This is a genomic window from Aeromonas sp. 75A, from assembly GCF_051919425.1.
GTDB classification, from domain to species: domain Bacteria; phylum Pseudomonadota; class Gammaproteobacteria; order Enterobacterales; family Aeromonadaceae; genus Aeromonas; species Aeromonas veronii.
Map to the genome: position 1 here is coordinate 3,893,458 of NZ_JBQBES010000002.1, position 25,086 is coordinate 3,918,543.

General features: G+C 59.5%; 22 protein-coding genes. 21 read left to right on the forward strand and 1 reads right to left on the reverse strand.

Going from position 1 to position 25,086, the window contains the following annotated elements; translation table 11 throughout:
- The first annotated feature begins 57 nt into the window (after positions 1-57).
- The 20 genes from trmJ (at position 58) to ACTG2T_RS18180 (ending at position 19,047) form a co-directional block, all read left to right on the forward strand.
- Positions 58-780: a tRNA (cytosine(32)/uridine(32)-2'-O)-methyltransferase TrmJ gene (gene trmJ, locus ACTG2T_RS18085; RefSeq protein WP_245147977.1), complete on the forward strand. Its 723-nt coding sequence runs from the start codon at positions 58-60 to the stop codon at positions 778-780.
- A 92-nt stretch (positions 781-872) separates the two neighbouring features.
- Positions 873-1,376 (forward strand): Fe-S cluster assembly transcriptional regulator IscR, encoded by a 504-nt coding sequence (gene iscR / locus ACTG2T_RS18090; protein ID WP_026035025.1) that lies wholly within the window; start codon positions 873-875, stop codon positions 1,374-1,376.
- Positions 1,377-1,429: 53 nt separating this feature from the next.
- Positions 1,430-2,644, forward strand: coding sequence for an IscS subfamily cysteine desulfurase (locus ACTG2T_RS18095; protein WP_330124515.1), 1,215 nt, complete (start codon positions 1,430-1,432; stop codon positions 2,642-2,644).
- A 41-nt stretch (positions 2,645-2,685) separates the two neighbouring features.
- Positions 2,686-3,069, forward strand: coding sequence for a Fe-S cluster assembly scaffold IscU (gene iscU / locus ACTG2T_RS18100; RefSeq protein ID WP_005333813.1), 384 nt, complete (start codon positions 2,686-2,688; stop codon positions 3,067-3,069).
- A gap of 15 nt (positions 3,070-3,084) precedes the next feature.
- Positions 3,085-3,408 (forward strand): iron-sulfur cluster assembly protein IscA, encoded by a 324-nt coding sequence (gene iscA / locus ACTG2T_RS18105; RefSeq protein WP_005333812.1) that lies wholly within the window; start codon positions 3,085-3,087, stop codon positions 3,406-3,408.
- 118 nt (positions 3,409-3,526) lie between these two features.
- Entirely contained in the window at positions 3,527-4,045 is a 519-nt protein-coding gene (gene hscB / locus ACTG2T_RS18110) for a co-chaperone HscB (protein WP_330124516.1), read from the forward strand.
- Positions 4,046-4,073: 28 nt separating this feature from the next.
- Positions 4,074-5,921: a Fe-S protein assembly chaperone HscA gene (hscA, locus tag ACTG2T_RS18115; RefSeq protein ID WP_005351033.1), complete on the forward strand. Its 1,848-nt coding sequence runs from the start codon at positions 4,074-4,076 to the stop codon at positions 5,919-5,921.
- Position 5,922: 1 nt separating this feature from the next.
- Positions 5,923-6,261 carry an ISC system 2Fe-2S type ferredoxin gene (fdx, locus tag ACTG2T_RS18120; RefSeq protein ID WP_005333808.1) on the forward strand — a complete coding sequence of 113 codons (339 nt, stop codon included), beginning with the start codon at positions 5,923-5,925 and terminating at the stop codon, positions 6,259-6,261.
- A 173-nt stretch (positions 6,262-6,434) separates the two neighbouring features.
- Positions 6,435-7,739: an aminopeptidase PepB gene (pepB, locus tag ACTG2T_RS18125; RefSeq protein ID WP_330124517.1), complete on the forward strand. Its 1,305-nt coding sequence runs from the start codon at positions 6,435-6,437 to the stop codon at positions 7,737-7,739.
- Positions 7,736-9,019, forward strand: a complete 1,284-nt coding sequence (pepB, locus tag ACTG2T_RS18130) for an aminopeptidase PepB (protein ID WP_167569474.1) — start codon at positions 7,736-7,738, stop codon at positions 9,017-9,019. Before pepB (ACTG2T_RS18125) ends, pepB (ACTG2T_RS18130) begins: the two co-directional genes overlap by 4 nt.
- Before the next feature lie 267 nt (positions 9,020-9,286).
- Positions 9,287-9,715, forward strand: a complete 429-nt coding sequence (gene ndk, locus ACTG2T_RS18135) for a nucleoside-diphosphate kinase (protein WP_005333805.1) — start codon at positions 9,287-9,289, stop codon at positions 9,713-9,715.
- A gap of 167 nt (positions 9,716-9,882) precedes the next feature.
- Positions 9,883-10,986 carry a bifunctional tRNA (adenosine(37)-C2)-methyltransferase TrmG/ribosomal RNA large subunit methyltransferase RlmN gene (locus tag ACTG2T_RS18140; RefSeq protein WP_005344856.1) on the forward strand — a complete coding sequence of 368 codons (1,104 nt, stop codon included), beginning with the start codon at positions 9,883-9,885 and terminating at the stop codon, positions 10,984-10,986.
- 11 nt (positions 10,987-10,997) lie between these two features.
- A complete protein-coding gene (gene tapF, locus ACTG2T_RS18145) occupies positions 10,998-11,789 on the forward strand; it encodes a PilW family type IVa pilus biogenesis/stability lipoprotein TapF (protein ID WP_085943024.1) in 792 nt (263 codons plus the stop codon).
- Positions 11,779-12,747, forward strand: a complete 969-nt coding sequence (gene rodZ / locus ACTG2T_RS18150; protein ID WP_330124518.1) for a cytoskeleton protein RodZ — start codon at positions 11,779-11,781, stop codon at positions 12,745-12,747. The genes tapF and rodZ overlap by 11 nt, the downstream gene beginning before the upstream one ends.
- Positions 12,748-12,757: 10 nt before the next feature.
- Entirely contained in the window at positions 12,758-13,873 is a 1,116-nt protein-coding gene (gene ispG / locus ACTG2T_RS18155; RefSeq protein WP_005333801.1) for a flavodoxin-dependent (E)-4-hydroxy-3-methylbut-2-enyl-diphosphate synthase, read from the forward strand.
- A gap of 138 nt (positions 13,874-14,011) precedes the next feature.
- On the forward strand, positions 14,012-15,289 hold the full coding sequence (hisS, locus tag ACTG2T_RS18160; RefSeq protein ID WP_330124519.1) for a histidine--tRNA ligase: 1,278 nt from the start codon (positions 14,012-14,014) through the stop codon (positions 15,287-15,289).
- Positions 15,290-15,292: 3 nt separating this feature from the next.
- Positions 15,293-15,943 (forward strand): YfgM family protein, encoded by a 651-nt coding sequence (locus tag ACTG2T_RS18165; RefSeq protein WP_236341807.1) that lies wholly within the window; start codon positions 15,293-15,295, stop codon positions 15,941-15,943.
- Positions 15,936-17,120: an outer membrane protein assembly factor BamB gene (bamB, locus tag ACTG2T_RS18170; RefSeq protein ID WP_005333796.1), complete on the forward strand. Its 1,185-nt coding sequence runs from the start codon at positions 15,936-15,938 to the stop codon at positions 17,118-17,120. Before ACTG2T_RS18165 ends, bamB begins: the two co-directional genes overlap by 8 nt.
- Before the next feature lie 74 nt (positions 17,121-17,194).
- Positions 17,195-18,691 (forward strand): ribosome biogenesis GTPase Der, encoded by a 1,497-nt coding sequence (gene der / locus ACTG2T_RS18175; RefSeq protein WP_005333794.1) that lies wholly within the window; start codon positions 17,195-17,197, stop codon positions 18,689-18,691.
- Positions 18,692-18,822: 131 nt separating this feature from the next.
- Positions 18,823-19,047: a zinc ribbon domain-containing protein gene (locus ACTG2T_RS18180; RefSeq protein WP_307896631.1), complete on the forward strand. Its 225-nt coding sequence runs from the start codon at positions 18,823-18,825 to the stop codon at positions 19,045-19,047.
- A gap of 373 nt (positions 19,048-19,420) precedes the next feature.
- Here ACTG2T_RS18180 and mltF read toward each other — a convergent pair whose 3' ends face one another.
- Positions 19,421-20,905 (reverse strand): membrane-bound lytic murein transglycosylase MltF, encoded by a 1,485-nt coding sequence (mltF, locus tag ACTG2T_RS18185; RefSeq protein WP_005344877.1) that lies wholly within the window; start codon positions 20,903-20,905, stop codon positions 19,421-19,423.
- Positions 20,906-21,054: 149 nt separating this feature from the next.
- Here mltF and purL point away from each other — a divergent pair, with 149 nt between their 5' ends.
- Positions 21,055-24,990, forward strand: coding sequence for a phosphoribosylformylglycinamidine synthase (purL, locus tag ACTG2T_RS18190; RefSeq protein WP_330124520.1), 3,936 nt, complete (start codon positions 21,055-21,057; stop codon positions 24,988-24,990).
- Positions 24,991-25,086 lie beyond the last annotated feature (96 nt).

Below are 25,086 nucleotides of genomic sequence, written 5' to 3' on the forward strand. Positions count from 1 at the left end.
CATCGTGTTCTCTTATGTTACAATTGCGCGCCATTTTTGACTGAAGATTGACTGGGCATGTTGGATCAGATTCGTATCGTTTTGGTAAACACTTCTCATACCGGCAACATGGGGTCTGCGGCACGCGCCATGAAGACCATGGGGTTGACCCAGCTGGTATTGGTTGATCCGCAAGCCTTGCCGGATGACAATGCCTTCGCCCTGGCGGCTGGTGCCAGCGATGTGCTTGCCAATGCCCGTATCGTCCCGACTCTGAATGACGCGATCGCTGATTGTGGTTTGGTGATTGGCACCAGCGCCCGCTCTAGAACCCTGAGCTGGCCCATGCTCGATCCCCGTGAGGCCGGCGAAAAGTCGGTGGTTGAGGGGATGCAGCACCCGGTCGCGCTGGTGTTTGGTCGTGAGCGCACCGGTCTCACCAACGACGAATTGCAAAAGTGCCACTACCACGTGGCCATTCCGGCCAATCCTGATTACAGCTCTCTCAATCTGGCCATGGCGGTGCAGACCCTCTGTTACGAAGTGCGGATGCGCTGGCTGCAGGGGCAGGCCGCCGAGCCTGAAGATGAGATGGCCTATCCGAGTGCCGCCCAGCTGGAAGGGTTTTATCAGCACCTGGAACAAACCCTGATGAAGACCGGTTTTATTGCCGATGACCATCCGGGTCATGTGATGAGCAAGCTGCGTCGCCTGTTCAATCGGGCTCGGCCGGAAGCGGCTGAGCTCAACATTCTGCGCGGGATTCTGACCTCGGTGCAGAAAGCGCGCGTACCGGATTAATCCGACTGATTTACTCAACCATATACTTGACTGATTTGGTCGGGTATGTGACCATGTGCCCCATTAAATTGCTTCGCAAGACGGTAAGGCACATGAGACTGACTTCAAAAGGACGTTACGCTGTAACCGCCATGCTCGACGTGGCGCTGCATGCAGAGCAGGGGCCCGTCCCCCTTGCCGATATTTCCGAGCGCCAGGGCATCTCGTTGTCCTATCTCGAGCAGCTCTTTGCCCGCCTGCGCAAACATGGTCTGGTGAGCAGCGTGCGTGGCCCGGGTGGTGGTTATCGCCTCGGGTTGGCCCCAGGCGAGATTTCGGTTGGTCAGGTGATCACCGCGGTCGATGAGTCGGTCGATGCAACCAAGTGCCTCGGCAAGGGCGGCTGCCACGGTGGTACCCAGTGTCTGACGCACTCCCTGTGGCGTGATCTGAGTGAGCGGATCTCCAGTTTCCTCGGGGATATCACCCTGGCCGAGCTGGTACGCCAGGCCGATGTGCGCCGCATTGCCGGCAAGCAAGATGAACAAATGAAGACCGTGTTGTCCCTGGTTGATCGGGCAGAACACGGCGATGTGAGCTTGAAAGTCCAACTATAAACGTGCTTTCCACAGCGGGACTCTGTATGACCCGGACTGTGACGGAGAAAAACATGAAACTGCCTATTTACCTTGATTATTCGGCAACCTGTCCGGTGGACCCGCGTGTCGCAGAAAAAATGATGCAGTGTCTCACCATGGATGGCCTGTTCGGCAATCCGGCTTCCCGTTCTCACCGTTTTGGCTGGCAAGCCGAAGAGGCGGTGGATCTGGCCCGTAATCAAGTGGCAGATCTGATCGGTGCCGATCCCCGCGAGATCGTCTTCACTTCCGGTGCGACCGAATCCAATAACCTGGCCATCAAGGGTGTTGCCCACTTCTATGCCAGCAAGGGCAAGCACATCATCACCTCCAAGACCGAACACAAGGCGGTGCTCGATACCTGTCGCCAGCTGGAGCGTGAAGGGTTCGAGGTGACCTATCTTGAGCCGATGCCAAACGGCCTATTCACTATCGAGATGATCGAGAATGCCATGCGTGATGACACCATCCTGGTCAGCATCATGCATGTGAACAACGAAATCGGCGTGGTTCAGAACATTGCCGCCATCGGCGAGTTGTGCCGTTCCCGCAAGATCCTGCTGCACGTGGATGCCGTTCAGAGTGTGGGCAAGATTCCGGTAGATGTGGAAGTACTGAAAGTGGACCTGCTCTCCGTCTCTGCGCACAAGGTGTATGGTCCGAAAGGGATCGGTGCACTGTTTGTTCGCCGCAAACCCCGCGTTCGCCTGGAAGCCCAGATGCACGGTGGCGGCCACGAGCGCGGCATGCGTTCCGGTACTCTGCCGACCCACCAGATCGTCGGGATGGGCGAAGCTTTCCGCATCGCCAAAGAAGAGATGGTGAGTGAAGGCGAGCGCATCTTGGCTCTGCGCCAGCGTCTGTGGGATGGCATCAAGGATATTGAAGCCGTCTACATCAATGGCGATCTGGATCAGCGTGTTCCGGGCAACCTCAACGTCAGCTTTGCCTATGTGGAAGGGGAATCCCTCATCATGGCGCTGAAAGATTTGGCGGTCTCTTCCGGTTCGGCCTGTACCTCCGCCAGCCTGGAACCTTCCTATGTGCTGCGCGCACTGGGTCTGAACGACGAGTTGGCACACAGCTCCATCCGTTTCAGCATGGGTCGCTTCACCACCGAGGAAGAGATTGACTACGCGGTCAAGCTTATTCGTGACTCCATCGGTCGTCTGCGCGAGATGTCCCCCCTGTGGGAGATGTACAAAGACGGCGTCGATCTGAACACGGTCGAATGGGCTCATCACTGATCTATTTGGTCAGTGAGTAACAGAATTAGCAGGAGTGAGATATGGCTTACAGTGAAAAAGTAATCGACCACTACGAGAATCCTCGCAACGTCGGTGGTTTTGACAAGAATGATCCCAGCGTTGCAACCGGCATGGTCGGTGCGCCCGCCTGTGGCGACGTGATGAAGCTGCAATTGAAGATCAGCGACGAAGGCATCATCGAAGATGCCAAGTTCAAGACCTACGGCTGCGGTTCCGCCATCGCCTCCAGCTCCCTGGTGACCGAATGGGTCAAGGGCAAGACCCTGGACGAAGCGGCTGGCATCAAGAACACCGATATCGCCGAAGAGCTGGCTCTGCCACCGGTGAAGATCCACTGCTCCATTCTGGCCGAGGACGCCATCAAGGCCGCCATCGCCGATTACAAGCAGAAGAAAGGTCTCTAAGCGCCGGAGAGCAGTATGGCTATTACCATGACAGATGCCGCCGCGGCACGGGTTTCCTCTTTTCTGGCTAACCGGGGCAAGGGCATTGGCCTGCGCCTCGGCGTCAAAACCACCGGCTGCTCCGGTCTGGCTTACGTGCTTGAGTTCGTTGATGAACTGACCGATGAGGATCAGGTGTTCGAGCAGCAGGGCGTCAAGATTATTGTTGATGCCAAGAGCCTGATCCATCTGGATGGCACCGAGCTGGATTTCGTCAAGGAGGGCCTCAACGAGGGCTTCCAGTTCAACAATCCCAACGCCAAAGGCGAGTGTGGGTGCGGCGAAAGCTTCAGTGTCTGAGATGTTTGACGTCAATGATCCTTCGTCTGTGGTTGAGCGGGTCGCCGATGACCCGTTCAACCACATCTCATTTGCCAGGGGCGAGTGAGGTAGTGGCGAACATTTCCAAGAGGTTTGCATGAATAATTTCGAGCTGTTTGGGCTGGTTGAAGGCTTCGAGCTCGATACCCGTCAGTTGGCTGATACCTACCGCCAGCTGCAAACCCAATTCCATCCTGATCGTTTTGCCACCGCCTCCGAACGGGAGCAGCTGGCTGCGGTGCAACGTGCCGCCCAGATCAACGAAGCATTCACCACCCTCAAGGCGCCGCTGCGCCGTGCCGAATATCTGCTCTCCCTGCGTGGCACCGATATCCGTGGTGAACAGCAGACTCTGCAAGATACCGCGTTTCTGATGCAGCAGCTGGAGTGGCGCGAGCGTCTGGCCGATCTGAAAGATGACGCCGACCCTGAGCGCGCCATCAAGGATTTTCGCAGCGAGATCAGGCATGATCACCAGATGTTGATGCAGCAGCTGACCGAGTCTCTTGCCGCCGGCAGAGATCTCGTTGCCGCTGATTGCGTTCGCAAACTCAAGTTTGTCGAGAAGCTCCTCGAAGAGCTGGAACGATTCGAAGACTCGCTTCTCGAGTCTTGATCCTTTAACGCTGGAAGTTTCATTACCCATGGCATTACTGCAAATCGCCGAACCCGGCCAGAGCGCTGTTCCTCATCAGCACAAACGTGCCGTCGGCATCGATCTCGGCACCACCAACTCTCTCGTCGCTGCGGTTCGCAGCGGTCACGCCGATACCCTTTGCGATGAGCAAGGGCGCGACCTGCTCCCGTCGGTGGTGCACTATCAAAGCGACGCCATTCGAGTCGGAATTGATGCCAAGCGCGAAGCGGCGCTCGATCCTCACAACACCATCGTCTCGGTCAAACGGATGATGGGCAAGGCGCTGGCCGATATCGATACCCGCCAGCAGCCTTACCAGTTTGTTGCCGCCGACAATGGCATGCCGCAACTGCAAACCCGTCAGGGGCTGGTCAATCCGGTGCAGGTCTCGGCCGAAATTCTCAAAAAGCTGGCTGAGCGTGGCGCCCAGACACTCGGGGGCGATCTCGATGGCGTGGTCATTACCGTGCCCGCCTATTTCGATGATGCCCAGCGTCAGGGCACCAAGGATGCGGCCCGTCTGGCCGGTCTGCACGTGCTGCGGCTGCTCAACGAGCCGACTGCGGCCGCGATTGCCTATGGCCTTGACTCCGGTCAGGAAGGGGTGATCGCGGTATACGATCTGGGGGGCGGTACCTTCGATATCTCCATTCTGCGGCTGCATCGCGGTGTGTTTGAAGTGATGGCGACCGGCGGCGATTCCGCCCTCGGCGGCGATGATTTTGATCACCTGCTGGCGGACTGGATCAAGGAGCAGGCGGGCCTCTCCGGTGAGCTGGATGCCCATCTGCAGCGCGAGCTGCTGGATGTGGCCGCTGCCGTCAAACATGGCCTGACCGATGCCGAGCAGGTGGCGTGCACCTTTGCTGGCTGGCAGGGTTCAGTGAGCCGCAGCCAGTTTGATGAACTCATCACCCCGCTGGTGAAACGGACCTTGCTGGCCTGCCGCCGCGCCCTGCGCGATGCGGGCCTTGAGCAGGTGGAAGTGCTGGAAGTGGTGATGGTCGGTGGCTCCACCCGGGTGCCGCTGGTGCGTGAACTGGTGGGCGAGTTCTTCCAGCGCACGCCGCTGACCAGTATCGATCCGGATAAAGTGGTCGCCATTGGCGCCGCTATCCAGGCCGATATCCTGGTGGGCAACAAGCCCGATGCCGAGATGCTGCTGCTGGACGTTATCCCCTTGTCGCTGGGTCTGGAGACCATGGGTGGCCTCGCCGAGAAGGTGATCCCGCGCAACACCACCATCCCGGTTGCCCGCGCCCAGGAGTTCACCACCTTCAAGGATGGTCAGACCGCCATGGCCATTCACGTGGTACAGGGTGAACGCGAGTTGGTGGCCGATTGCCGCTCCCTGGCCCGCTTTACCCTGACCGGTATTCCGCCGATGGCAGCCGGCGCCGCCCATATTCGCGTCACCTTCCAGGTGGATGCGGATGGTCTGCTCTCGGTCAGCGCCATGGAGAAATCCTCCGGCGTGCAGGCCGAGATCCAGGTCAAGCCCTCTTACGGGCTGGCGGAGCAGGATATCCTCAACATGCTGAGTGCCTCCATCGAGAACGCCCAGCAGGATATGGATGCCCGCATGCTGGCCGAGCAGCAGGTTGAAGCTGACCGGGTGGTCGAGAGTCTCAATGCCGCGCTGGCTGCTGATGGCGATGCCCTGCTCAATGCTGCCGAGCGTGCCGAGATTGATGCCGCCATCGCCCATCTGCTGACCATGCGCAACAGCGGTGCAACCCATCAAATCAAAGAAGCCATTGAGGCAGCCGATGCTGTCAGTGGCGAGTTTGCAGCCCGCCGGATGGACGCCTCCATCCGCAAGGTGCTGACCGGACAAAACGTCAACAAGGTGTAATATGCCAAAACTGATCATTCTTCCTCATCCCGTACTCTGTCCGGATGGCGCCGCCCTCGAGGGGCAAAGCGGCGAGACCATTCTGGATGTGGCGCTGCGCAACGGTATCGAAATCGAGCACGCCTGCGAGAAATCCTGTGCCTGCACCACCTGCCACTGCGTGGTGCGCGAGGGCTTTGACTCGCTCGAGCCAAGTGACGAGCTGGAAGACGACATGCTGGACAAGGCGTGGGGGTTGGAGCCGGAATCGCGCCTCAGCTGCCAGGCAAAACTGGCGGACGAGGATCTGGTGGTGGAATTGCCCAAGTACACCCTGAACCTTGCCTCTGAACGCCATTAATTACACATGAGTGAATTGCACGTGCAGCATCCTGTGGTGCTTCAGTGATATGGTGGAAGGCCGCGACCCTCGGGGGCACGGCCTTTTTTGTATTCGTTATTCTCTCTTTGCCAATAAGCTCTTTCCCATAAAGAGTGCTTATACATAGTGCCAGTAAAAAGGAAGCAAACACGATGGCTGACATGATGAAGGTAGCGTTATCCACCCAGGCTGCGGCCGCCTATTGGGGCGAGGGCGCCCAGCTCAGTTTCAATGGCGACGAGGCACTGATCCATCTTGGTGCCGCCGGTCAGGAGAAGGATGTTCTGCGCACCGTTCAGCGCGCTGCCCGTCGCCTCGAATCGAGCGGGATCAAGCGGGTGACGCTGGTCGGTGAAGGCTGGGATCTGGAGCGTCGCTACGCGTTCGCCCAGGGGTTCTACGCCGCCAAGGGATCGCGTGAACTGGATTTTGGCCAGCAGAGCGATGCGGACGCCCGTGAACTGGATGCACTGCTCAAGGCGGCTCGCTGGGTACGTGACATCACCAATGGCTGTCCGGAAGAGATCTACCCCATGAGTCTGGCGGAATCGGCCCTGTTGCTCATTCGTGGTCTGGCTGGGGATCAGGTTACTGCCCGCATCACCGCCGGTGAAGCGCTGCGCGAGTCCGGCCATATCGGGATCTGGTCGGTTGGCCGTGGCAGCGAGCGCGAGCCTGTGCTGCTGGAGCTTGACTACAACCCGACCGGTGATCGCAATGCGCCCGTGGTGGCGGCGCTGGTGGGCAAGGGGATCACTTTTGATTCTGGCGGCTACTCCATGAAGTCCTCTGACAACATGCTGCCGATGAAGTCCGACATGGGGGGCGCAGCCATGGTGACCGGCGCACTGGCGCTGGCTATCAGCCGCGGTCTGAACCAGCGGGTGAAGCTCATTCTCTGCTGCGCCGAGAACCTGGTCTCCGGCCACGCCTTCAAGCTGGGCGACATCCTTACCTACAAGAACGGCATCTCGGTCGAGATCCAGAACACCGATGCGGAAGGTCGTCTGGTACTGGCCGATGGCCTGATGGCAGCCTCCGATAGCGGTGCAGCTTATATCCTTGACGCAGCCACCCTGACCGGCGCCGCCAAGATGGCGCTGGGGCGCGATTATAATGCGGTGTTTGCCCTCGATGAGACCGAACAGCTGCGTGCGCTGGCCGCCGCCAAGGTGGAAAACGAACAGGCGTGGGCGCTGCCGCTGGAGCCCTGGCATGCCAGCCAGCTCACCTCGGCCTTTGCCGATCTGGGCAACGTCGCCTCAGCCGAAGGCACGGCCGGTGCCACCACGGCTGCAGCGTTCCTTTCCCGTTTCGTACGTGATGAGGGCAAGGGCTGGGTGCACCTGGATCTGGCGGCCTCTTATCAGAAATCGGGCAACGATCTCTGGGCGACCGGCGCCAAGGGCCACGGTCTGCGTACCATCGCCCGCTGGCTGCAGGAGGTGACCGCATGAATGTCTGGTTAAGTCGTGAATTTGCACCGGCCGAGTGGGGGGAGGGGGCGCTGCTCTCTCACCGCGCCGACGGCATGGTAATCCATCTGGTGACGGCCAATCCGCTGCTCGATATCCAGCAGGCGGCCCGTCGCCTCTGCCAGCAGGGGATCCAGAAAGTGACCCTGGCTGGTCACTGGGAGCGTGAACAGCAGTGGGCTTTTGCCCAAGGGCTGCAAACCCCCAAGGCGGAGGTGCAACTGCAGTGGGGCATGTCCTCGGAAGAGGACAGAGAGGAGCTGGAAGCGCGTTGGCTCTGCGGCCGCTGGGTGCGCGAGATGACCAATGCCACCCCGGAGCAGTTGGGCCCGCTGGAGCTGGCGGTGGAAGCGGCCTCCTTTATAACCGAGCTGGCGCCGGACAAGGTGAGTCATCGCATTTTGAAAGGCGAAGCGCTGCAACAGGCGGGCTGGGTCGGCCTTTACCAAGTGGGCCGCGGCAGTGCGCGCGAACCGGTATTGCTGGAGCTCGACTTCAACCCGGGGCGTGACCCCAAGGCGCCGGTGGCGGCAGCGCTGGTGGGCAAGGGGATCACCTTTGACTCCGGCGGCTACTCCATGAAGAGCTCCGAGGGGATGCTCACCATGAAGTGCGACATGGGTGGTGCGGCGATTGTCACCGGTGCGCTGGCGCTGGCTATGCTGCGCGGGCTCGACAAGCGGGTGAAGCTGATCCTCTGCTGCGCCGAGAACCTGGTCTCCGGCCACGCCTACAAGCTGGGCGACATCCTCACCTACAAGAACGGCACCACGGTCGAGATTGTGAATACCGATGCCGAGGGGCGGCTGGTGCTGGCCGACGGCCTGCAACTGGCGAGCGAGTCCGGCGCACCGCTGATCATCGATGCCGCAACTCTGACTGGTGCTGCCGTGATGGCGCTGGGTGGGCGCTACAATGCCCTGTTTGGCCTCGATAAAGGGCTGGTAAGCCGCGCCATGACCTATGCCGATGCCGAGCATGAGCCAGCCTGGCCGCTGCCGCTGGAGCCCTGGCACCGCCAGCAGTGCCCCTCCCATTACGCTGACACGGCCAACAGCCGTCCCGTGAAGGGGGGCGGGCCGGGTGGCGCCTCCAACGCGGCGGGTTTCCTCTCCCGTTTCGTTGCCAACGAAGGGATGGGCTGGTTGCATATCGATCTGGCCGCCTGCTTCAGTGACAACGGCGATGCCCTCTGGGCGCCGGGAGCCAATACTCTGGGGATGCGCACCATAGCGCGGGCCTTGCTGGCGGAAGCCAAATAGGCGAGACAAGGCACCTTCGGGTGCCTTTTTCATGCTGTTCGAATTGTGAACAAAAGATGGGGTTTTGGCGGCTTAAGGTAACTATCGTGCGCAAGCGCACATATTTTCCGGCTCTGCTCGGTCAAGATGAGTGTGGATGTTGATTGCAAGGGAGTGATGTTTAATAAAAAGTTGCTTGTTTGTGTGTTTTTCCGGTTTTTGTTTACGTATAATCGCCAGCGAACATGGATTCTAACAATAAAACTCTGTAGTTAAGGAAAGATATCAATGGCCATCGAACGTACCTTCTCTATCGTCAAACCGGATGCTGTCAGCAAGAACCTGATCGGTGCCATCTATAGCCGTTTCGAAAGCGCAGGCTTGAAAGTGGTGGCATCCAAAATGCTGCACATGAGCAGTGAACAGGCTGCCGGTTTCTATGCCGAGCATCAGGGCAAGCCTTTTTATGACAATCTGGTCAGCTTCATGACCTCTGGCCCTGTCATGGTGCAGGTGCTGGAAGGGGAAGACGCCATCCGTCGCAATCGCGAGATCATGGGTGCGACCAACCCGAAAGAGGCGCTGGCTGGTACCTTGCGTGCCTGTTATGCCGAGAGCATCGATCGCAACGCAGTGCATGGCTCCGATGCACCTGCATCCGCTGCCCGCGAAATTGCCTACTTCTTCTCTGACAACGAGATCTGCCCGCGCGGCTGATTTTTGTGGATGATGACCCAAGGGAGCCTCGGCTCCCTTTGTTGTTTTCGCCGTTTACGCAATATCCCTCTATTCTCCAGGTGGAAAGCCAGACCCATTATTTGTACAATGCCGCCCCCTGACGTCGTCAGCCAATAATTGATGAAGTGTTTGAACTGAGGCCATTGATGAGCGAAACAAAAATCAACCTGCTGGATCTTGATCGGGATGCCATGCGTGCCTTTTTCGTCGAACTGGGCGAGAAGCCATTCCGGGCAGATCAGGTCATGAAGTGGATCTATCACTTTGGGTGTGATGATTTCGATCAGATGACCAACGTCAACAAGGTGCTCAAAGAGCGCCTCAAGGCGATCGCCGAGATCAAGGCGCCCGAGATCAGCCGCGAGCAGCGCTCTGCCGATGGCACCATCAAGTGGGCTCTGCAGGTGGGCGATCAGGAGGTAGAGACCGTCTACATCCCGGAAGATGACCGCGCGACCCTCTGCGTCTCCTCTCAAGTTGGCTGTGCGCTGGAGTGCAAGTTCTGCTCCACGGCTCAACAAGGCTTCAACCGCAATCTGAAAGTCTCTGAGATCATCGGTCAGGTGTGGCGTGCGGCCCGCGTGGTCGGTGGCAAGCGTCCCATCACCAACGTGGTGATGATGGGGATGGGCGAGCCGCTGCTCAACCTCGCCAACGTGGTACCCGCCATGCGTCTGATGATGGATGACTACGGCTTTGGTATCTCCAAGCGTCGGGTGACCATCTCCACCTCTGGCGTGGTACCTGCGCTGGACAAGCTGGGCGACCAGATCGACGTGGCGCTGGCTATCTCCCTGCACGCCCCGAACGACAAGTTGCGTTCAGAGATCATGCCGATCAACGACAAGTACAACATCGAGGAGTTCCTCGCCGGTGTCCGTCGTTACCTGGCCAAATCCAATGCCAACGGTGGTCGGGTGACCGTCGAGTATGTGCTGCTCGATCATATCAATGACGATATGCAGCATGCTCACGAGCTGGCCAAGGTGCTCAAGGACACTCCGAGCAAGATCAACCTGATCCCGTTCAACCCCTTCCCGGGCAACCCTTATGGCAAGCCGAGCAACAGCCGTATCGATCGCTTCTCCAAGGTGTTGATGGAGTACGGTTTCACCGTGATTGTCCGCAAGACCCGTGGTGATGACATCGATGCTGCCTGTGGTCAGCTGGTGGGTGACGTGATTGACCGTACCAAGCGAACTATCAAAAATCGGATGCAACAGGATGGGATTTCCGTCAAAATGGTTTAAATGCTAAGCCATTGTATAGACAGGGAATGGATACACGTACATTGATCGTAGTGGCAGCGCTCTGTGCGCTGCCAGGCTGTGTGACCGAGACCACTTACGCTGGCCAGAATTCGACCCAGCGTGAAGTGGGGCCTGACCTCAAGGCGGCTGCCCAAACCCGCCTCGACCTGGGTATCCAGTACCTGCGTCAGGGCAATGCCGAGCAGGCCAAGTTCAATCTTGACCGCGCCCTCCAGTATGACCCCTCCAACCCCCAGATCCAGATCGGTTTTGCCTACTTTTACCAGAAGGTAGGAGATTTCAAGGCAGCCGAGACCCATTACAAGAACGCCCTTGCCATGGATCCGTCCAATGCTGACGCAATGAACAACTATGGTGCCTTCCTCTGTGATCGCGGCAGGTATGCCGAGGCAGATCAGGCGTTCAACCAGGCTGTTATTCAGCCAGGCTATGTAAAAATTGCCGATACCTATGAAAATGCGGCACTTTGTGCGCTGCAAAATCGCAGAAATGATAAAGCAGGCGAGTACTATCGCCTGGCCTTGGGGTATAATCCCCGCAATCCAGGGTTATTGCTGGACTTGGCCGAGCTTTCCATGAAAGATGGCAAGCTGCCTGATGTGCAGTCCTACCTCGCCCGTTTTGCCGATGTGTCAGACGAGAACGAGGAGAGTCTCTGGTTGAGACTTCGGCTGGCACAGGCGATGGACAAGCCGGCATTACTTCACCAATTCGGGACTGAGCTGGTAAGGCAATATCCCACTTCGCAACAAGCCAAGCGTTATTTAGCCAATGACTATTGAACAGCAACACGATTTCCAAGACGACTCCCAGGCAGTAGGCCCAGGCCAATTGCTGCGCAATGCCCGTGAACAGCTTGGCTGGACACGAGAACAGGTTGCGTCCCGCATTCACCTTCGTCTGACCCTGATCGCCGCTATCGAATCGGATACCTACGACAAGCACACCTCCCATACCTTTATTCGGGGTTATTTGCGTACCTATGCCAAGCTGGTCGGGATCCCCGACGAGACCATTCTGGCCGCTTACGACAAGCTGGGTCTGACTCCTCCCGACAATATCGACATGCAGAGCTTCTCCCGTCGCTCCCGCCAGCAAGCCAACGACAGTCGGCTCAAGGTGGTGACCTGGCTGGTGATCCTGGTGTTGATTGCGCTCTCGGTCGCCTGGTGGTGGCAGAGTACTTCCCGTCGCTCCGCCGGTGATGAAGCGCTGGCAGCCACCGAGATGAGTGCAACCGGTTCGACTCCGGCTGAACCTGCCATCACGCCGCCCGATGCGATCAACACCGCTCCGGTGGAAGGCGCTACCATCGCACCGGCCGCCACGGACGTGGCTGCCCCAGCAGTGGTCTCCGATGCGACTGCTACCCTGGCGCCTGCTTCTGCGGCTGTTGCCCCGACCGATGTCAGTGCGGCTGTCGGCACTGCGACCGATGCTGCAGTATCCGGCTCCAATGGCACCGAATCTGAAGAGGCTGTCGTTGATCCGGCGACTGCGCCGCAACTGAAGATGAGCTTCACCGCCGATTGCTGGCTGGATGTTAAGGATGCCAACGGCAAGACCCTGTTCAGTGGTCTGAAGAAGGCCAACGACGAGCTGGTGCTGGAAGGCGCCGAGCCCCTGAAGTTCATCATTGGCGCGCCCATGGCCGTCAAGCTTGACTACAAGGGTCAGTCGTTTGATATGAGCCGTTACAACAACGGTCGTACAGCCCGCTTCTCACTGCCGCAGGAGTAATCTGTTTCCCATGTCTTCTCACGAATCACCCATCATTCGTCGTAAATCCAGACAGATCATGGTTGGTAATGTACCGGTTGGGGGCGATGCCCCCATTACCGTGCAGACCATGACCAACACCAAGACCACAGATGTCGCCGCCACCATCGAGCAGATCCAGCGGATCGAGCGGGTCGGTGCCGATATCGTCCGTGTCTCCGTGCCCACCATGGAAGCGGCGGAAGCCTTCCGGCTCATCAAACAGCAGACCCGCATCCCCATCGTTGCCGATATCCACTTCGACTATCGCATCGCCCTGAAAGTGGCGGAGTACGGTGCCGACTGCCTGCGTATCAACCCGGGCAACATCGGCAACGAGCAGCGGGTGCGCTCGGTGGTCGATTGCGCGCGCGACCTCAATATCCCGATCCGTATCGGGGTCAATGGCGGGTCGCTGGAGAAAGATATCCAGGAGAAGTACGGCGAGCCGACCCCAGAGGCGCTGGTAGAGTCCGCCATGCGTCACGTGGACTATCTCGATCGTCTCGATTTCCAGGATTTCAAGGTGAGCGTCAAGGCCTCCGATGTGTTCCTGGCAGTCGGTGCCTATCGCCTGCTGGCCAAGCAGATCGAGCAGCCGCTGCACCTTGGCATCACCGAAGCGGGCGGTTTCCGTGCCGGCGCGGTGAAGTCTGCCATCGGTCTGGGCATGCTGCTCACCGACGGCATCGGCGATACCCTGCGTATCTCGCTGGCGGCGGATCCTGTGGAGGAGGTGAAGGTCGGTTTCGATATCCTCAAATCCCTGCGTATTCGCTCCCGTGGCATCAACTTTATCGCTTGCCCATCCTGCTCACGGCAGGAGTTCGATGTGATCGCCACCGTCAATGCTCTGGAAGAGCGGCTCGAAGACATCATCACCCCGATGGATGTTTCCATCATCGGCTGTGTGGTGAATGGGCCGGGCGAAGCACTGGTCTCCGACCTTGGTCTGGCGGGGGCCGCCAACAAGAGTGCCTTCTATGAGGGGGGCCAGCGGGTCGATCGGCTCGATAACAAGGATCTCATTCCAACTCTGGAGCGCCGCATTCGTGCCCGCGCCGCCATGCTGGATCCCGCCAACCGGATCCCGATGGACAAGGAGTGAGCGAAACAGGGCCACATTGGGTGGCCCTGTTTCCAGGTGACTGATTTTAAATCCCGCATCCGGATTCCCTGATTTTACCTTGGGGGGGAAAATCCCTATAATGCGGCCAAATTTTACCTCTTTTTCTCGAGTATCAACGTGGCAAAACAGATCCAAGCTATTCGCGGTATGAATGATTGCCTGCCGGAGCAGAGCCCGGTATGGCAGAAGGTTGAACAGATCCTGCGCCAGGTCGTTGCCAGCTATGGCTACAGCGAAGTGCGCATGCCGATTGTCGAGCAGACTCATCTGTTCAAGCGCGCCATCGGTGAAGTGACCGACGTGGTCGAAAAAGAGATGTACACCTTTGAAGATCGCAACGGCGACAGCCTGAGCCTGCGTCCGGAAGGGACCGCCAGCTGCGTCCGTGCCGGCATTGAACACGGTCTGCTCTACAACCAGGAACGCCGGATGTGGTACATGGGCCCCATGTTCCGTCACGAGCGTCCCCAGAAGGGCCGTTATCGCCAGTTCCACCAGTTCGGTGTCGAGCTGTTTGGCATCAACGGGCCGGACATCGACGCTGAGCTGATCATGCTGACACACCGTCTGTGGCGTCTGTTTGGCATCAGCGAGCATGTCACCCTGCAGCTCAACACCTTGGGTCAGAGCGCCGAGCGCGCCGCTTACCGCGATGCGCTGGTGGCCTATCTGGAGCAGTACAAGGATCAGCTGGACGAAGAGAGCCAGCGCCGCATGTACAGCAACCCGCTGCGGGTGCTCGACTCCAAGGATGAAAAGGTGCAGGCCATTCTGGCAGATGCCCCGCGTCTGTTCGACCATCTGGGCGAAGAGAGCCTGGCCCACTTCGAGGGACTCAAGCGCCTGCTCGAGTCTGCCGGTATCAAATACGAAGTGAACGAGCGTCTGGTGCGTGGTCTTGACTACTACAACCTGACCGTGTTCGAGTGGGTCACCAGCAGTCTGGGTGCCCAGGGCACCGTCTGTGCCGGTGGCCGCTACGATGGTCTGGTGGAGCAGCTGGGCGGTCAACCGACCCCGGCCGTAGGCTTTGCCATGGGCATGGAGCGTCTGGTGCTGATGCTGGAGACCCTCGAGCTCAACGCCGATATCCGCCCGGCGGTGGATGTCTATCTGGCGATGGTGGGCGAGGGGACCGAACAGGCTGGCTTCCAGCTGGCCGAGCGTCTGCGCGATGCCCTGCCGGACCTGCGCCTGATGAGCCACTGCGGTGGTGGCAACTTCAAGAAACAACTCAAACGTGCCGACAAGAGCGGCGCGGCAATCGCCCTGATCCTTGGTGAGACCGAGGTGCAAAACGGGGAGATCACTATCAAATATCTGCGTGGTCAGGCCGAGCAACATACCGTCAAGGTTGACGCCGCCATTGCCCTGCTGGCAGCCAAAGGAGAGTAAGCTGTGGAAGTCTATACCACCGAAGAACAACAGGTTGAGGTTATCAAGGAGTGGTGGAAAGAGAACGGAACCTCGGTGATTGCCGGGACCGTGATCGGTCTGGTCGGTCTGTTCGGCTGGCGCTATTACAACCAGCACCAGCAAGAGACCATGGAGGCCTCCTCCCACTCTTACAACCAGGTGATTGAGCAGCTGGCCAAGGGCGATGCCGCCGGTTTCGAGCAGGCACAGCAGTTTGTCACCGCCAACAAGGGTGACTCCTACGGTGAACTGGCCGCGTTGCAACTGGCTGCCGCTGCCGTCAAGGCGGGCAAGCTGGATCTGGCTGCCGAGCAGCTGGAGCTGGTGGCGACCACGGGTGACGAGAGCATTCGTCCCATCGCGGCGCTGCGTCTGGCCCGTGTACTGAATGATCAGGGCAAGGCAGATGAAGCACTGGCCAAGCTGGCGACCATCCAGAATGACGCCTTCAAGGCGCAGGTAGCCGAAGCCCGTGGTGATGTGCTGCAAAAGCAGGGCAAGACCGAAGAGGCTCGTGATGCCTATCAGGCGGCGGCGGATGCCGGCGGCCTGCAGGGTAGCGCCGAGCTCAAGCTGAAAATGGACGATCTGGCCCTGCCGGCCGTTGCGACTGGTGAGGCACCGGATGCGTAATTTATTCAAGATGGTGGCGCTGGGGGCTGCGGTCTCCTTCGCTCTGCAGGGTTGCTCCCTGTTCAGTTCCGAAGAGGATTTGAACCCGATGGCGCCGCTGCCCAAGGTTGAATCTGCCTTCACGGCCGACACCGCATGGTCATCCACTGTGGGTGATGGCATCGGTGACTTCTACTCCCAGCTCAAGCCGGTGGTGGAAGAGGATCGTATCTATGCGGCGGCCCGCGACGGCGATGTCAGCGCCTTTGACCGTGCCAGTGGCGATCGCCTCTGGACTGTCGATCTGGCAGACCTGCCGGTTAACGCCGACAAGCGCAGCGCCCGCCTCTCGGGTGGTCTGGTCTCCCGTTACGGCAAGCTGTTCCTCGGCTCCGAGAACGGGGTGGTCTACGCCCTCAACGAAGAGAATGGCGAAGTGCTGTGGCAGACCAATGTGCCCGGTGAAGTGGTGGCAAGCCCCGCGGTGGAAGATGGCCGCGTGGTGGTGTTGACCACCTCCGGTCGCCTGATCGCCCTCGACACTGATGAAGGCAAGATGCAGTGGTCGCTCTCCGAAGAGCAGCCGCCGCTGACCCTGCGCAGTGCCGGTGCACCGGTGATCACCAACGGCGCCGTGATTTACGGTCGTGCCGATGGCAAGGTGGGCATCGCCCTGCTGAGCAACGGCCAGCCTGTGCGCCAGTCCAAGGTGGCTGATCCGCGCGGTGCCACCGAGCTGGACCGTATGGTTGACGTCGATGCCAGCCCGCTGATTGCCGGTGATGAGCTCTACGCCATCGCCTACAACGGTCAGCTGATGGCGCGCAAACTGATGACCGGCGATGAAGTGTGGAAGCGCAAGTATTCCGGCTATCGCGATCTGGCGATGACCGGCAATGCCATCGTGCTGACCGACAGTCGCAGCCATCTGTTTGCCATCGACCGTCGCAACGGTCTGGAGCTGTGGTCAAACACCCAGCTGGAAAATCGTACCGTCACTGCACCTGTCATCTTCGGTGACTATGTGGTGGTGGGTGATGTGGAAGGATACCTGTATTGGCTTGATCGTACCGACGGTACCATCAAGGCGATGCAGCAGCTCGATAGCAGTGGTCTCTATGCCGCCCCGCTGGTGGATGGCGAGACCCTGTATGTGCAGAGCCGTGACGGCAAGTTGTACGCCCTCAAGCGTCCTTGATCGTCCGATAATGTGAATATCCGGCTCCTGGTCTTCGGACCCGGAGCCTTTGTCGTCTTGAGAATGAGGCTTTTATGACTCCTGTAGTAGCCCTGGTGGGCCGCCCCAACGTGGGGAAATCCACCCTGTTTAACCGCTTGACCCGTACTCGGGATGCCCTGGTTGCCGATTTTCCCGGTCTGACCCGGGACCGTAAATACGGTCAGGCGAAGTTGGGCGAGCTGGAATTTATCGTGGTCGATACCGGCGGTATCGATGGCACCGAAGAGGGGATCGAGCTGAAGATGGCCGAGCAATCCCTGCTGGCCATCGAAGAAGCGGACGTCGTGCTGTTCATGGTGGATGCCCGTGCCGGTCTGACCGCGGCGGATCAAGCCATCGCCGAGCACCTGCGCAAGGCCCACAAGAAGGTATTTCTGGTGGCCAACAAGACCGACGGTATCGACGGTGATTCCGCGGTCTCCGAGTTCTACGGTCTGGCGCTGGGCGAGGTCTACCAGATCGCGGCCGCCCACGGTCGTGGCGTGCTGAGCCTGCTGGAACTGGCCCTGGCTCCCCATCTGGAGACCCTGGTCGACTCCGCTACCGATGAAGATGCGCAGGATGAGGAAGAGGAGGACTTCGACGAAGAAGCCCTGCTGCGCATGGTGGCTGCCGGTGAACTCGATACCAAAGAGGACACCAAGGAGACCCCGTTCGCCGACCTGCCTATCAAGTTCGCCATCGTTGGTCGTCCCAACGTCGGTAAATCTACCCTGACCAACCGTATGCTGGGTGAAGATCGGGTCATCGTCTATGACATGCCCGGCACCACCCGTGACTCCGTTTACATTCCGATGGAGCGTGACGAGCAGAAGTATGTGGTCATCGATACCGCCGGTGTGCGTCGTCGTGGCAAGGTGCACGAGACGGTGGAGAAGTTCTCCGTTATCAAGACCCTGAAAGCTATCGAAGATGCCAACGTTTGCCTGCTGGTGATCGACGCCCAGGAGACCATCACCGATCAGGACTTGAGCATCCTTGGCTATGTGCTCCACGCCGGTCGCTCCGTGGTGCTGGTGGTGAACAAGTGGGATGGTCTGGATCAGAAGGTGAAAGAGGATGTGAAGAACGAGCTGGATCGTCGCTTGGGCTTCATCGACTTCGCCCGCGTTCACTTCATCTCCGCCCTGCACGGCAGCGGTGTCGGCCATCTGTTTGAATCCATTCAGGAGGCTTACCAGTCCGCCACCCGTCGTACCAGCACGGCCATGCTGACCCGCATCATGCAGATGGCGCAGGAAGATCACCAGCCGCCGATGGTCAATGGTCGCCGCGTCAAGCTCAAGTATGCCCACGCCGGTGGCTACAACCCGCCGCGCATCGTGATCCACGGCAACCAGTTGAACGACTTGCCGGACTCCTACAAGCGGTATTTGATCAACTACTTCCGCAAGTCCCTCAAGATCATGGGCTCGCCGATCCGGGTCGAGTTCCAGGAGTCGGTCAACCCGTTTGAAGGGAAGAAGAACACCATGACCCTGAGTCAGGAACGTCAGCGCAAACGCCTGCTGAAAATGAAGAAGAAATAAGAAATAAGCCCTTGCGGCTGCCCTCACCGGCAGCCGCTTTGTTATCCTCGCCATGTTAAGGTGAGGAATAAGGGGAGGGGGATCTGCCATGGAACAAGACCATGGCAGATCCACTTTTCGAGGAGTTGATTATGGAAGCCCTGTTTTGCCCGTCATGCCAGGCTGAACTGGATACCCGCAGCAAGGAGCAAACCTGTGGCCAGTGTCAGGCCAATGTCCGCGTCACGGCCATCTGCCCCACCTGCCAGCAGGAGCTGGAGCGTCTCAAGGCGTGCGGCGCGGTGGATTACTTCTGCAACCACTGCAACTCGCTGATCTCCAAGCGGACGGTACAGTTCAAGGCGGCGCTGGTGTAAGACGATAATCAGGTGAGAAAGAAGATAAAAAAACCCGGCGAATGCCGGGTTTATGCTGTGTGCTCTGCAATAAGCAGGGTATAGGATCGATTTCTGCGCCACAGGTTGCGCTTGATGTCATTAAGCTTGAGTTTGCGTCTGGGGCTCCAGCTGCACTTCGCTTTTCTGACCAGACTGATTTTTCTACGTTTTTGCATCTTGGTCTCCTCCCAACTCAGGTGGCCATCCCGGCCTTGGGTCATTGATGGAGCCCATCCGAAATTGCTGTTATTTAATCTCTCAACATAATGAAAACAATGCGATTTCGGATAGGCTCCGATGTGAATCGATGGTAACAGAGAAGTTTGCGTGAAAACAGCCGAATAATGGCTGGTTAGCGCATGGTGATCTGATTGACCACTTCGGCGATGGCGGTGGGGCGCTCGGCCAGCTCGGGCTCGCTGTCGTTGTCGAGACTCTCCCGCTGATGTGCCTTCTGCTGCTCGTTGTCGAGCCAGAGCAGACTCTGGTAATACTGGCGCACGTTGTTGACATAGTTACGCGCCTCGCTGCCACGGGCATAGCCGTAACGTACCTTGCGGTGCCAGCGCGCCTGTTGCAGCAGCGGCAGCACCTCTTTCACGTCGCTCCAGGCGTCGGGATTCTTGCCGAGCTCTTTGGTCAGGCGGCGGGCATCCATCATGTGGCCGTAACCGATGTTGTAGGCGGTGAGGGCAAACCACACCTTCTCGTCATCGGGCACCGAATCCGGCACCTTCTCCATCATCTGTTGCAGATAGAGGGAGCCACCTTTGATGCTCTCTTCCGGATGAAGCCGGTCGTTGACTCCCATTGCCTTGGCGGTGGGCTCGGTCAGCATCATCATGCCGCGCACGCCGGTGTAAGAGCGGGCCTGCGGGTCCCAGTGAGACTCCTGATAGCTGATGGCGGCGAGCAGACGCCAGTCGATATTCTTGGCGTGAGTCTGGAACAGCGGCTGGTACTTGGGCAGCAGGCTCTTGGCGCGCTTGAGGAAGGTGCGGGTATCGACAAAGTCGAAGTTCTGCACGTGGCCGAAGTACTTCTCGTCCAGCTTGGCGATGGCACCATCCATAAAGCGCTGACCGAAGAAGTCGATCACGCTGGCATAGAGGCTGTCATCGGGCAGCTTGCTCATGGCCCAGGCAACGGTCTGCTTCTGGGCCAGGGTCAGCCCCTCGGTGAGCTCCGGGTAGTAGCGCTGGGTACGGGCCAGCACGGTATCCTGCACCACCGTGTAGTCAATCTTGCCATCCACCACCTGCTTGAGCAGCTCCTCCACATCGGCGTTGTCGCTGGTGCTCCAGGCTAGTTTCGGATTTTCTTTGCTCATCTCTTTGAGCAGGTCTTCCCCGGTGGAGCCGGCGGCCACCACCAGCTTGCCCTTGATATCGTTCAATGAGGCCGGCTTGGGTTTGCCGTTGCGGTAGACCAGTTTGGGGGAGACCTGGTAGAAGCCCGGGCCGAAGCGAAACAGCTCGCGCCGCTCGGGAGTGACCATGATGGCGGCAGCCGCCAGATCGAGTTTGCCCTTTTTCAGCAGGGTGACAAGTTGATCAGTAGTGTCGACCGGGATGATGGTGAGTTTCACCCCCAACCAGTCGGCATAATTTTGTGCCAGCTCGTAATCGAACCCCTGGGCGAGGTCGTCACGCTGGTAATAGGAGGTGGGACCATAGATGGTGCCAACCCGGATCTCGCCTCGCTGGCGGATCTGCTCCAGCTGGCTGGAGGGGCTATAGAAGTCGCAGCCAACCAGTGTCAGCGTCAACAACAGCCCGATAAACAGTCGAAAAATGCAGCGCAAGTAGGTGAGTACCTTTGTTGAAAAAATCGGCATTTGTCAAAAAAGAGGCACCTTTATACCAGAGAGTGTGCGCAGAGTCACACTGCACGAAGTGAGAAAAACGTTTGTCCGCTGTGAGCCAGATCCCTATAATACGCGCGTCTCAATTCCCCCCCACTTTAAAACTTGGTGAGAAAGGTCATATGGATATCTTGCGTGGTGCCCCAGCACTGTCTGATTTTCGTGTCCAAAAACTGCTGCAACGCTTCGCACAGATGAGAAACGAGAGTGGAGTAGAGAGCGGAGTAGAGAGCGGAGTAGAGATAGAGGATGTCTATGCCGAATACGTGCACTTTGCCGAGCTGACAAGCCCCCTCTCTCCCCCCGAGCGAGCGACCTTGGGCCAGCTTTTGCGCTACGGCCCGACCATCCCCGAACACACCCCCAGCGGTCAGCTGTTTCTTGTTACCCCCCGCCCCGGCACTATCTCCCCCTGGTCTTCCAAAGCAACCGACATCGCCCACAACTGCGGCCTGCAACAGGTTAAGCGGCTGGAGCGTGGTATTGCCTATTACCTGACCATCAAGGGGCAGGGTGAGCTGAGTGCCGCCCAGCGCAGCGCCATTGCCGCCGTGCTCCATGATCGGATGATGGAAGTGGTGTTTGCCGAGATGAGCGAAGCTGCCGCCCTGTTTGCTCACCACGAGCCGCGCCCCTTCATCCAGGTGGATGTGCTGGGCGGTGGTCGCGCAGCCCTGGCCGACGCCAACGTGGCGCTCGGTCTGGCGCTGGCCGACGACGAAATCGACTATCTGGTGGAGAACTTCGCCAAGTTGGGTCGCAACCCCAACGACATCGAGCTCTACATGTTCGCCCAGGCGAACTCCGAGCACTGCCGTCACAAGATCTTCAATGCCGACTGGACCATCGATGGCGAGCAGCAGCCCAAGTCGCTATTCAAGATGATCAAAAACACCTTCGAGCAGACGCCGGATCATGTCCTCTCTGCCTATAAAGACAACGCCGCCGTGATGGAAGGGAGCCAGGGGGGCCGCTTCTTCCCGAGCCCGGCCAACGGCGAATACCAGTATCACCAGGAACAGGTTGACATCCTGATGAAGGTGGAGACCCACAACCACCCGACCGCGATCTCCCCGTTCCCGGGCGCAGCCACCGGCTCCGGCGGCGAAATCCGCGACGAGGGAGCCACCGGTCGCGGTGCCAAGCCCAAGGCGGGTCTGGTCGGTTTCTCCGTCTCCAACCTGCGCATTCCCGGCTTCGAGCAGCCCTGGGAGCAGGATTTCGGCAAGCCGAGCCGTATCGTCAGTGCCTTCGACATCATGCAGGAGGGGCCGCTCGGCGGCGCCGCGTTTAACAACGAGTTCGGCCGTCCGGCCATTCTCGGCTACTTCCGTACCTTCGAAGAGGAGGTGCCGAGCCACAACGGCGTCGAGGTGCGTGGCTACCACAAACCCATCATGCTGGCAGGCGGCATCGGCAACATCCGCACCGAACATGTCCAGAAAGGGGATATCCCGGTCGGCGCGGCGCTGATCGTGCTGGGCGGCCCGGCGATGAACATCGGTCTGGGCGGTGGTGCCGCATCCTCCATGGCCTCCGGCCAGTCGGCCGAAGATCTCGACTTTGCCTCGGTGCAGCGTGACAACCCCGAGATGGAGCGCCGTTGCCAGGAGGTGATCGATCGCTGCTGGCAGCTGGGTGACGACAACCCTATCGTCTTTATCCACGATGTGGGGGCGGGTGGTCTCTCCAACGCCATGCCGGAGCTGGTCAACGACGGTGAGCGCGGTGGTCGTTTCGATCTGCGCGCCATCCAGAGCGACGAGCCGGGCATGAGTCCGCTGGAGATCTGGTGCAACGAATCCCAGGAGCGTTACGTCCTGGCGGTAGCGCAGGACAAGCTGCCGCTGTTCAAGGCGCTGTGCGAGCGTGAGCGCGCCCCCTATGCCGTCATCGGTACCGCGACCGAAGAGAAGCATCTGACCCTCTCTGACGACCACTTTGACAACCAGCCCATCGATCTGCCGCTGGACGTGCTGCTCGGCAAGGCCCCCAAGATGCACCGCGACGTGGTGACTCTGCCTGCACAGGGCAAAGCGCTCCAGCTCGATGGCATCACTTTGAGTGACGCAGCCGAGCGGGTTCTGCGTCTGCCGACCGTGGCGGAGAAGTCCTTCCTTATCACCATCGGCGATCGCAGCGTGACTGGCTTGGTCAATCGCGATCAGATGGTTGGCCCCTGGCAGATCCCGGTGGCCGATTGCGCCGTCACCGCTGCCACCTACGACAGCTATCACGGCGAAGCCATGTCCATGGGCGAGCGTACCCCGGTGGCGCTGCTCTCCCACGCCGCCTCCGCTCGCATGGCGGTGGCGGAAGCGCTTACCAACCTGGCGCCGGCCCACATCGGGTCGCTGAAGCGGGTCAAGCTCTCCGCCAACTGGATGGCCGCTGCCGGTCACCCGGGGGAAGATGCCGGTCTCTATGAGGCGGTCAAAGCGGTGGGCGAGGAGCTCTGCCCAGCCCTTGGCATCACCATTCCGGTGGGCAAGGACTCCATGTCCATGAAGACCCGCTGGCAGCAGGATGGCAAGGAGCACAGCGTCACCTCGCCGCTCTCCCTGCTCATCTCCGCCTTTGCCCGGGTCGAAGATGTGCGCAACACGGTTACGCCACAACTGCGTACCGATCTCGGTGAAACCGACCTTATCCTCATCGACCTTGGCAACGGCAAGCAGCGCCTCGGCGCATCTGCGTTGGCGCAGGTCTATCGCCAGTTGGGTGACAAGGCGCCGGATCTCGACAATCCGGTCCAGCTCAAAGGCTTCTTCAACGCCATTCAGGCGCTGGTGGCCGATCGCAAGCTGATCGCCTATCACGACCGCTCCGACGGCGGCCTGTTTGTCACTCTGGTGGAGATGGCGTTTGCTGGTCACTGCGGTCTCGACATCCAGCTCGATCGTATCGGTGGCGAGCTGTTGCCTGCGTTGTTCAACGAGGAGCTGGGCGCCGTCATTCAGGTGCGTCGTGAAGATAAAGAGGCGGTGATGACCCTGCTGGCCGGCCACGGTCTGGCAGCCTGCTCCCATGTGCTCGGTACCGTGCGCGAAGGGGATCTCATCACCCTGCAACGGGCCGGTCAGGAGGTCTATCGTGCCAGCCGTACCGCCCTTCGCACCATCTGGGGCGAGACCAGCTGGCAGATGCAGCGCCTGCGCGACAACCCGGCGTGCGCCGACAGTGAGCACGCGGCCCGTCAGGACGCCACCGATCCGGGTCTGCATGCCAAGCTGACTTACAACCCGTCCGAGGATGTGGCTGCACCTTACATTGCCCGCGGGGTCTCCCCCCGTCTGGCGGTGCTGCGCGAGCAGGGGGTCAACTCCCACGTTGAGATGGCGGCGGCGTTCGATCGTGCCGGTTTCGCGGCGGTCGATGTCCATATGAGCGACATTCTCTCCGGTCGCATCAAGCTGGAGGAGTTCCAGACCCTGGTGGCCTGTGGCGGTTTCTCCTACGGTGACGTGCTGGGGGCGGGGGAAGGCTGGGCCAAGTCCATCCTGTTCAACGACAACGCCCGCGAGCAGTTCCAGCGCTTCTTCGAGCGCGGCGATACCCTCTCTCTGGGTGTCTGCAACGGTTGCCAGATGATGTCCAACCTGCGAGACCTCATCCCGGGCGCCGATCTGTGGCCGCGCTTTGTACGTAACCGCTCCGAGCGCTTCGAGGCCCGCTTCAGTCTGGTTGAGGTGCAGGAGTCCCCGTCGGCCTTCTTCGCGGGGATGGCAGGCTCCGTGATGCCCATTGCCGTTTCCCACGGGGAAGGGCGTGTCGAGGTACGCGATGCCGCTCACCTGAGCGCACTACAGCAGAGCGGTCTGGTAGGGCTGCGCTTTGTCGACAACCGCGGCAGCGTGACCGAGCAGTACCCGGCCAACCCGAATGGCTCGCCGGACGGCATCACCGCCGTGACTACCACCGACGGTCGCGCCACCATCATGATGCCGCACCCGGAGCGGGTGTTCCGCACCGTGGCCAACTCCTGGCACCCTGATAACTGGGGTGAGGACGGTGCCTGGATGCGGATGTTCCGCAATGCCCGGGTTCGTCTGGGTTAATAGAGATGGCGCTAGCGCGTAACAACAGAAACCGGCCAATTGGCCGGTTTTTTTTATGGAGCAACTGAGTGGGTTAGGCAAGCGAGGTGGCCAGTC

What these genes read in the sequence shown, in the direction of transcription:
- iscU (WP_005333813.1), top strand. Translation starts at nt 2,686, where the DNA reads ATGGCTTACAGTGAAAAAGTAATCGACCACTACGAGAATCCTCGCAAC.
- mltF (WP_005344877.1), bottom strand. Translation starts at nt 20,905, where the DNA reads ATGCCGATTTTTTCAACAAAGGTACTCACCTACTTGCGCTGCATTTTT.
- ACTG2T_RS18140 (WP_005344856.1), top strand. Translation starts at nt 9,883, where the DNA reads ATGAGCGAAACAAAAATCAACCTGCTGGATCTTGATCGGGATGCCATG.
- ndk (WP_005333805.1), top strand. Translation starts at nt 9,287, where the DNA reads ATGGCCATCGAACGTACCTTCTCTATCGTCAAACCGGATGCTGTCAGC.
- iscA (WP_005333812.1), top strand. Translation starts at nt 3,085, where the DNA reads ATGGCTATTACCATGACAGATGCCGCCGCGGCACGGGTTTCCTCTTTT.
- ispG (WP_005333801.1), top strand. Translation starts at nt 12,758, where the DNA reads ATGTCTTCTCACGAATCACCCATCATTCGTCGTAAATCCAGACAGATC.
- trmJ (WP_245147977.1), top strand. Translation starts at nt 58, where the DNA reads ATGTTGGATCAGATTCGTATCGTTTTGGTAAACACTTCTCATACCGGC.
- iscR (WP_026035025.1), top strand. Translation starts at nt 873, where the DNA reads ATGAGACTGACTTCAAAAGGACGTTACGCTGTAACCGCCATGCTCGAC.
- ACTG2T_RS18180 (WP_307896631.1), top strand. Translation starts at nt 18,823, where the DNA reads ATGGAAGCCCTGTTTTGCCCGTCATGCCAGGCTGAACTGGATACCCGC.
- rodZ (WP_330124518.1), top strand. Translation starts at nt 11,779, where the DNA reads ATGACTATTGAACAGCAACACGATTTCCAAGACGACTCCCAGGCAGTA.
- pepB (WP_167569474.1), top strand. Translation starts at nt 7,736, where the DNA reads ATGAATGTCTGGTTAAGTCGTGAATTTGCACCGGCCGAGTGGGGGGAG.
- der (WP_005333794.1), top strand. Translation starts at nt 17,195, where the DNA reads ATGACTCCTGTAGTAGCCCTGGTGGGCCGCCCCAACGTGGGGAAATCC.
- pepB (WP_330124517.1), top strand. Translation starts at nt 6,435, where the DNA reads ATGGCTGACATGATGAAGGTAGCGTTATCCACCCAGGCTGCGGCCGCC.
- purL (WP_330124520.1), top strand. Translation starts at nt 21,055, where the DNA reads ATGGATATCTTGCGTGGTGCCCCAGCACTGTCTGATTTTCGTGTCCAA.
- hscA (WP_005351033.1), top strand. Translation starts at nt 4,074, where the DNA reads ATGGCATTACTGCAAATCGCCGAACCCGGCCAGAGCGCTGTTCCTCAT.
- fdx (WP_005333808.1), top strand. Translation starts at nt 5,923, where the DNA reads ATGCCAAAACTGATCATTCTTCCTCATCCCGTACTCTGTCCGGATGGC.
- bamB (WP_005333796.1), top strand. Translation starts at nt 15,936, where the DNA reads ATGCGTAATTTATTCAAGATGGTGGCGCTGGGGGCTGCGGTCTCCTTC.
- hscB (WP_330124516.1), top strand. Translation starts at nt 3,527, where the DNA reads ATGAATAATTTCGAGCTGTTTGGGCTGGTTGAAGGCTTCGAGCTCGAT.
- ACTG2T_RS18095 (WP_330124515.1), top strand. Translation starts at nt 1,430, where the DNA reads ATGAAACTGCCTATTTACCTTGATTATTCGGCAACCTGTCCGGTGGAC.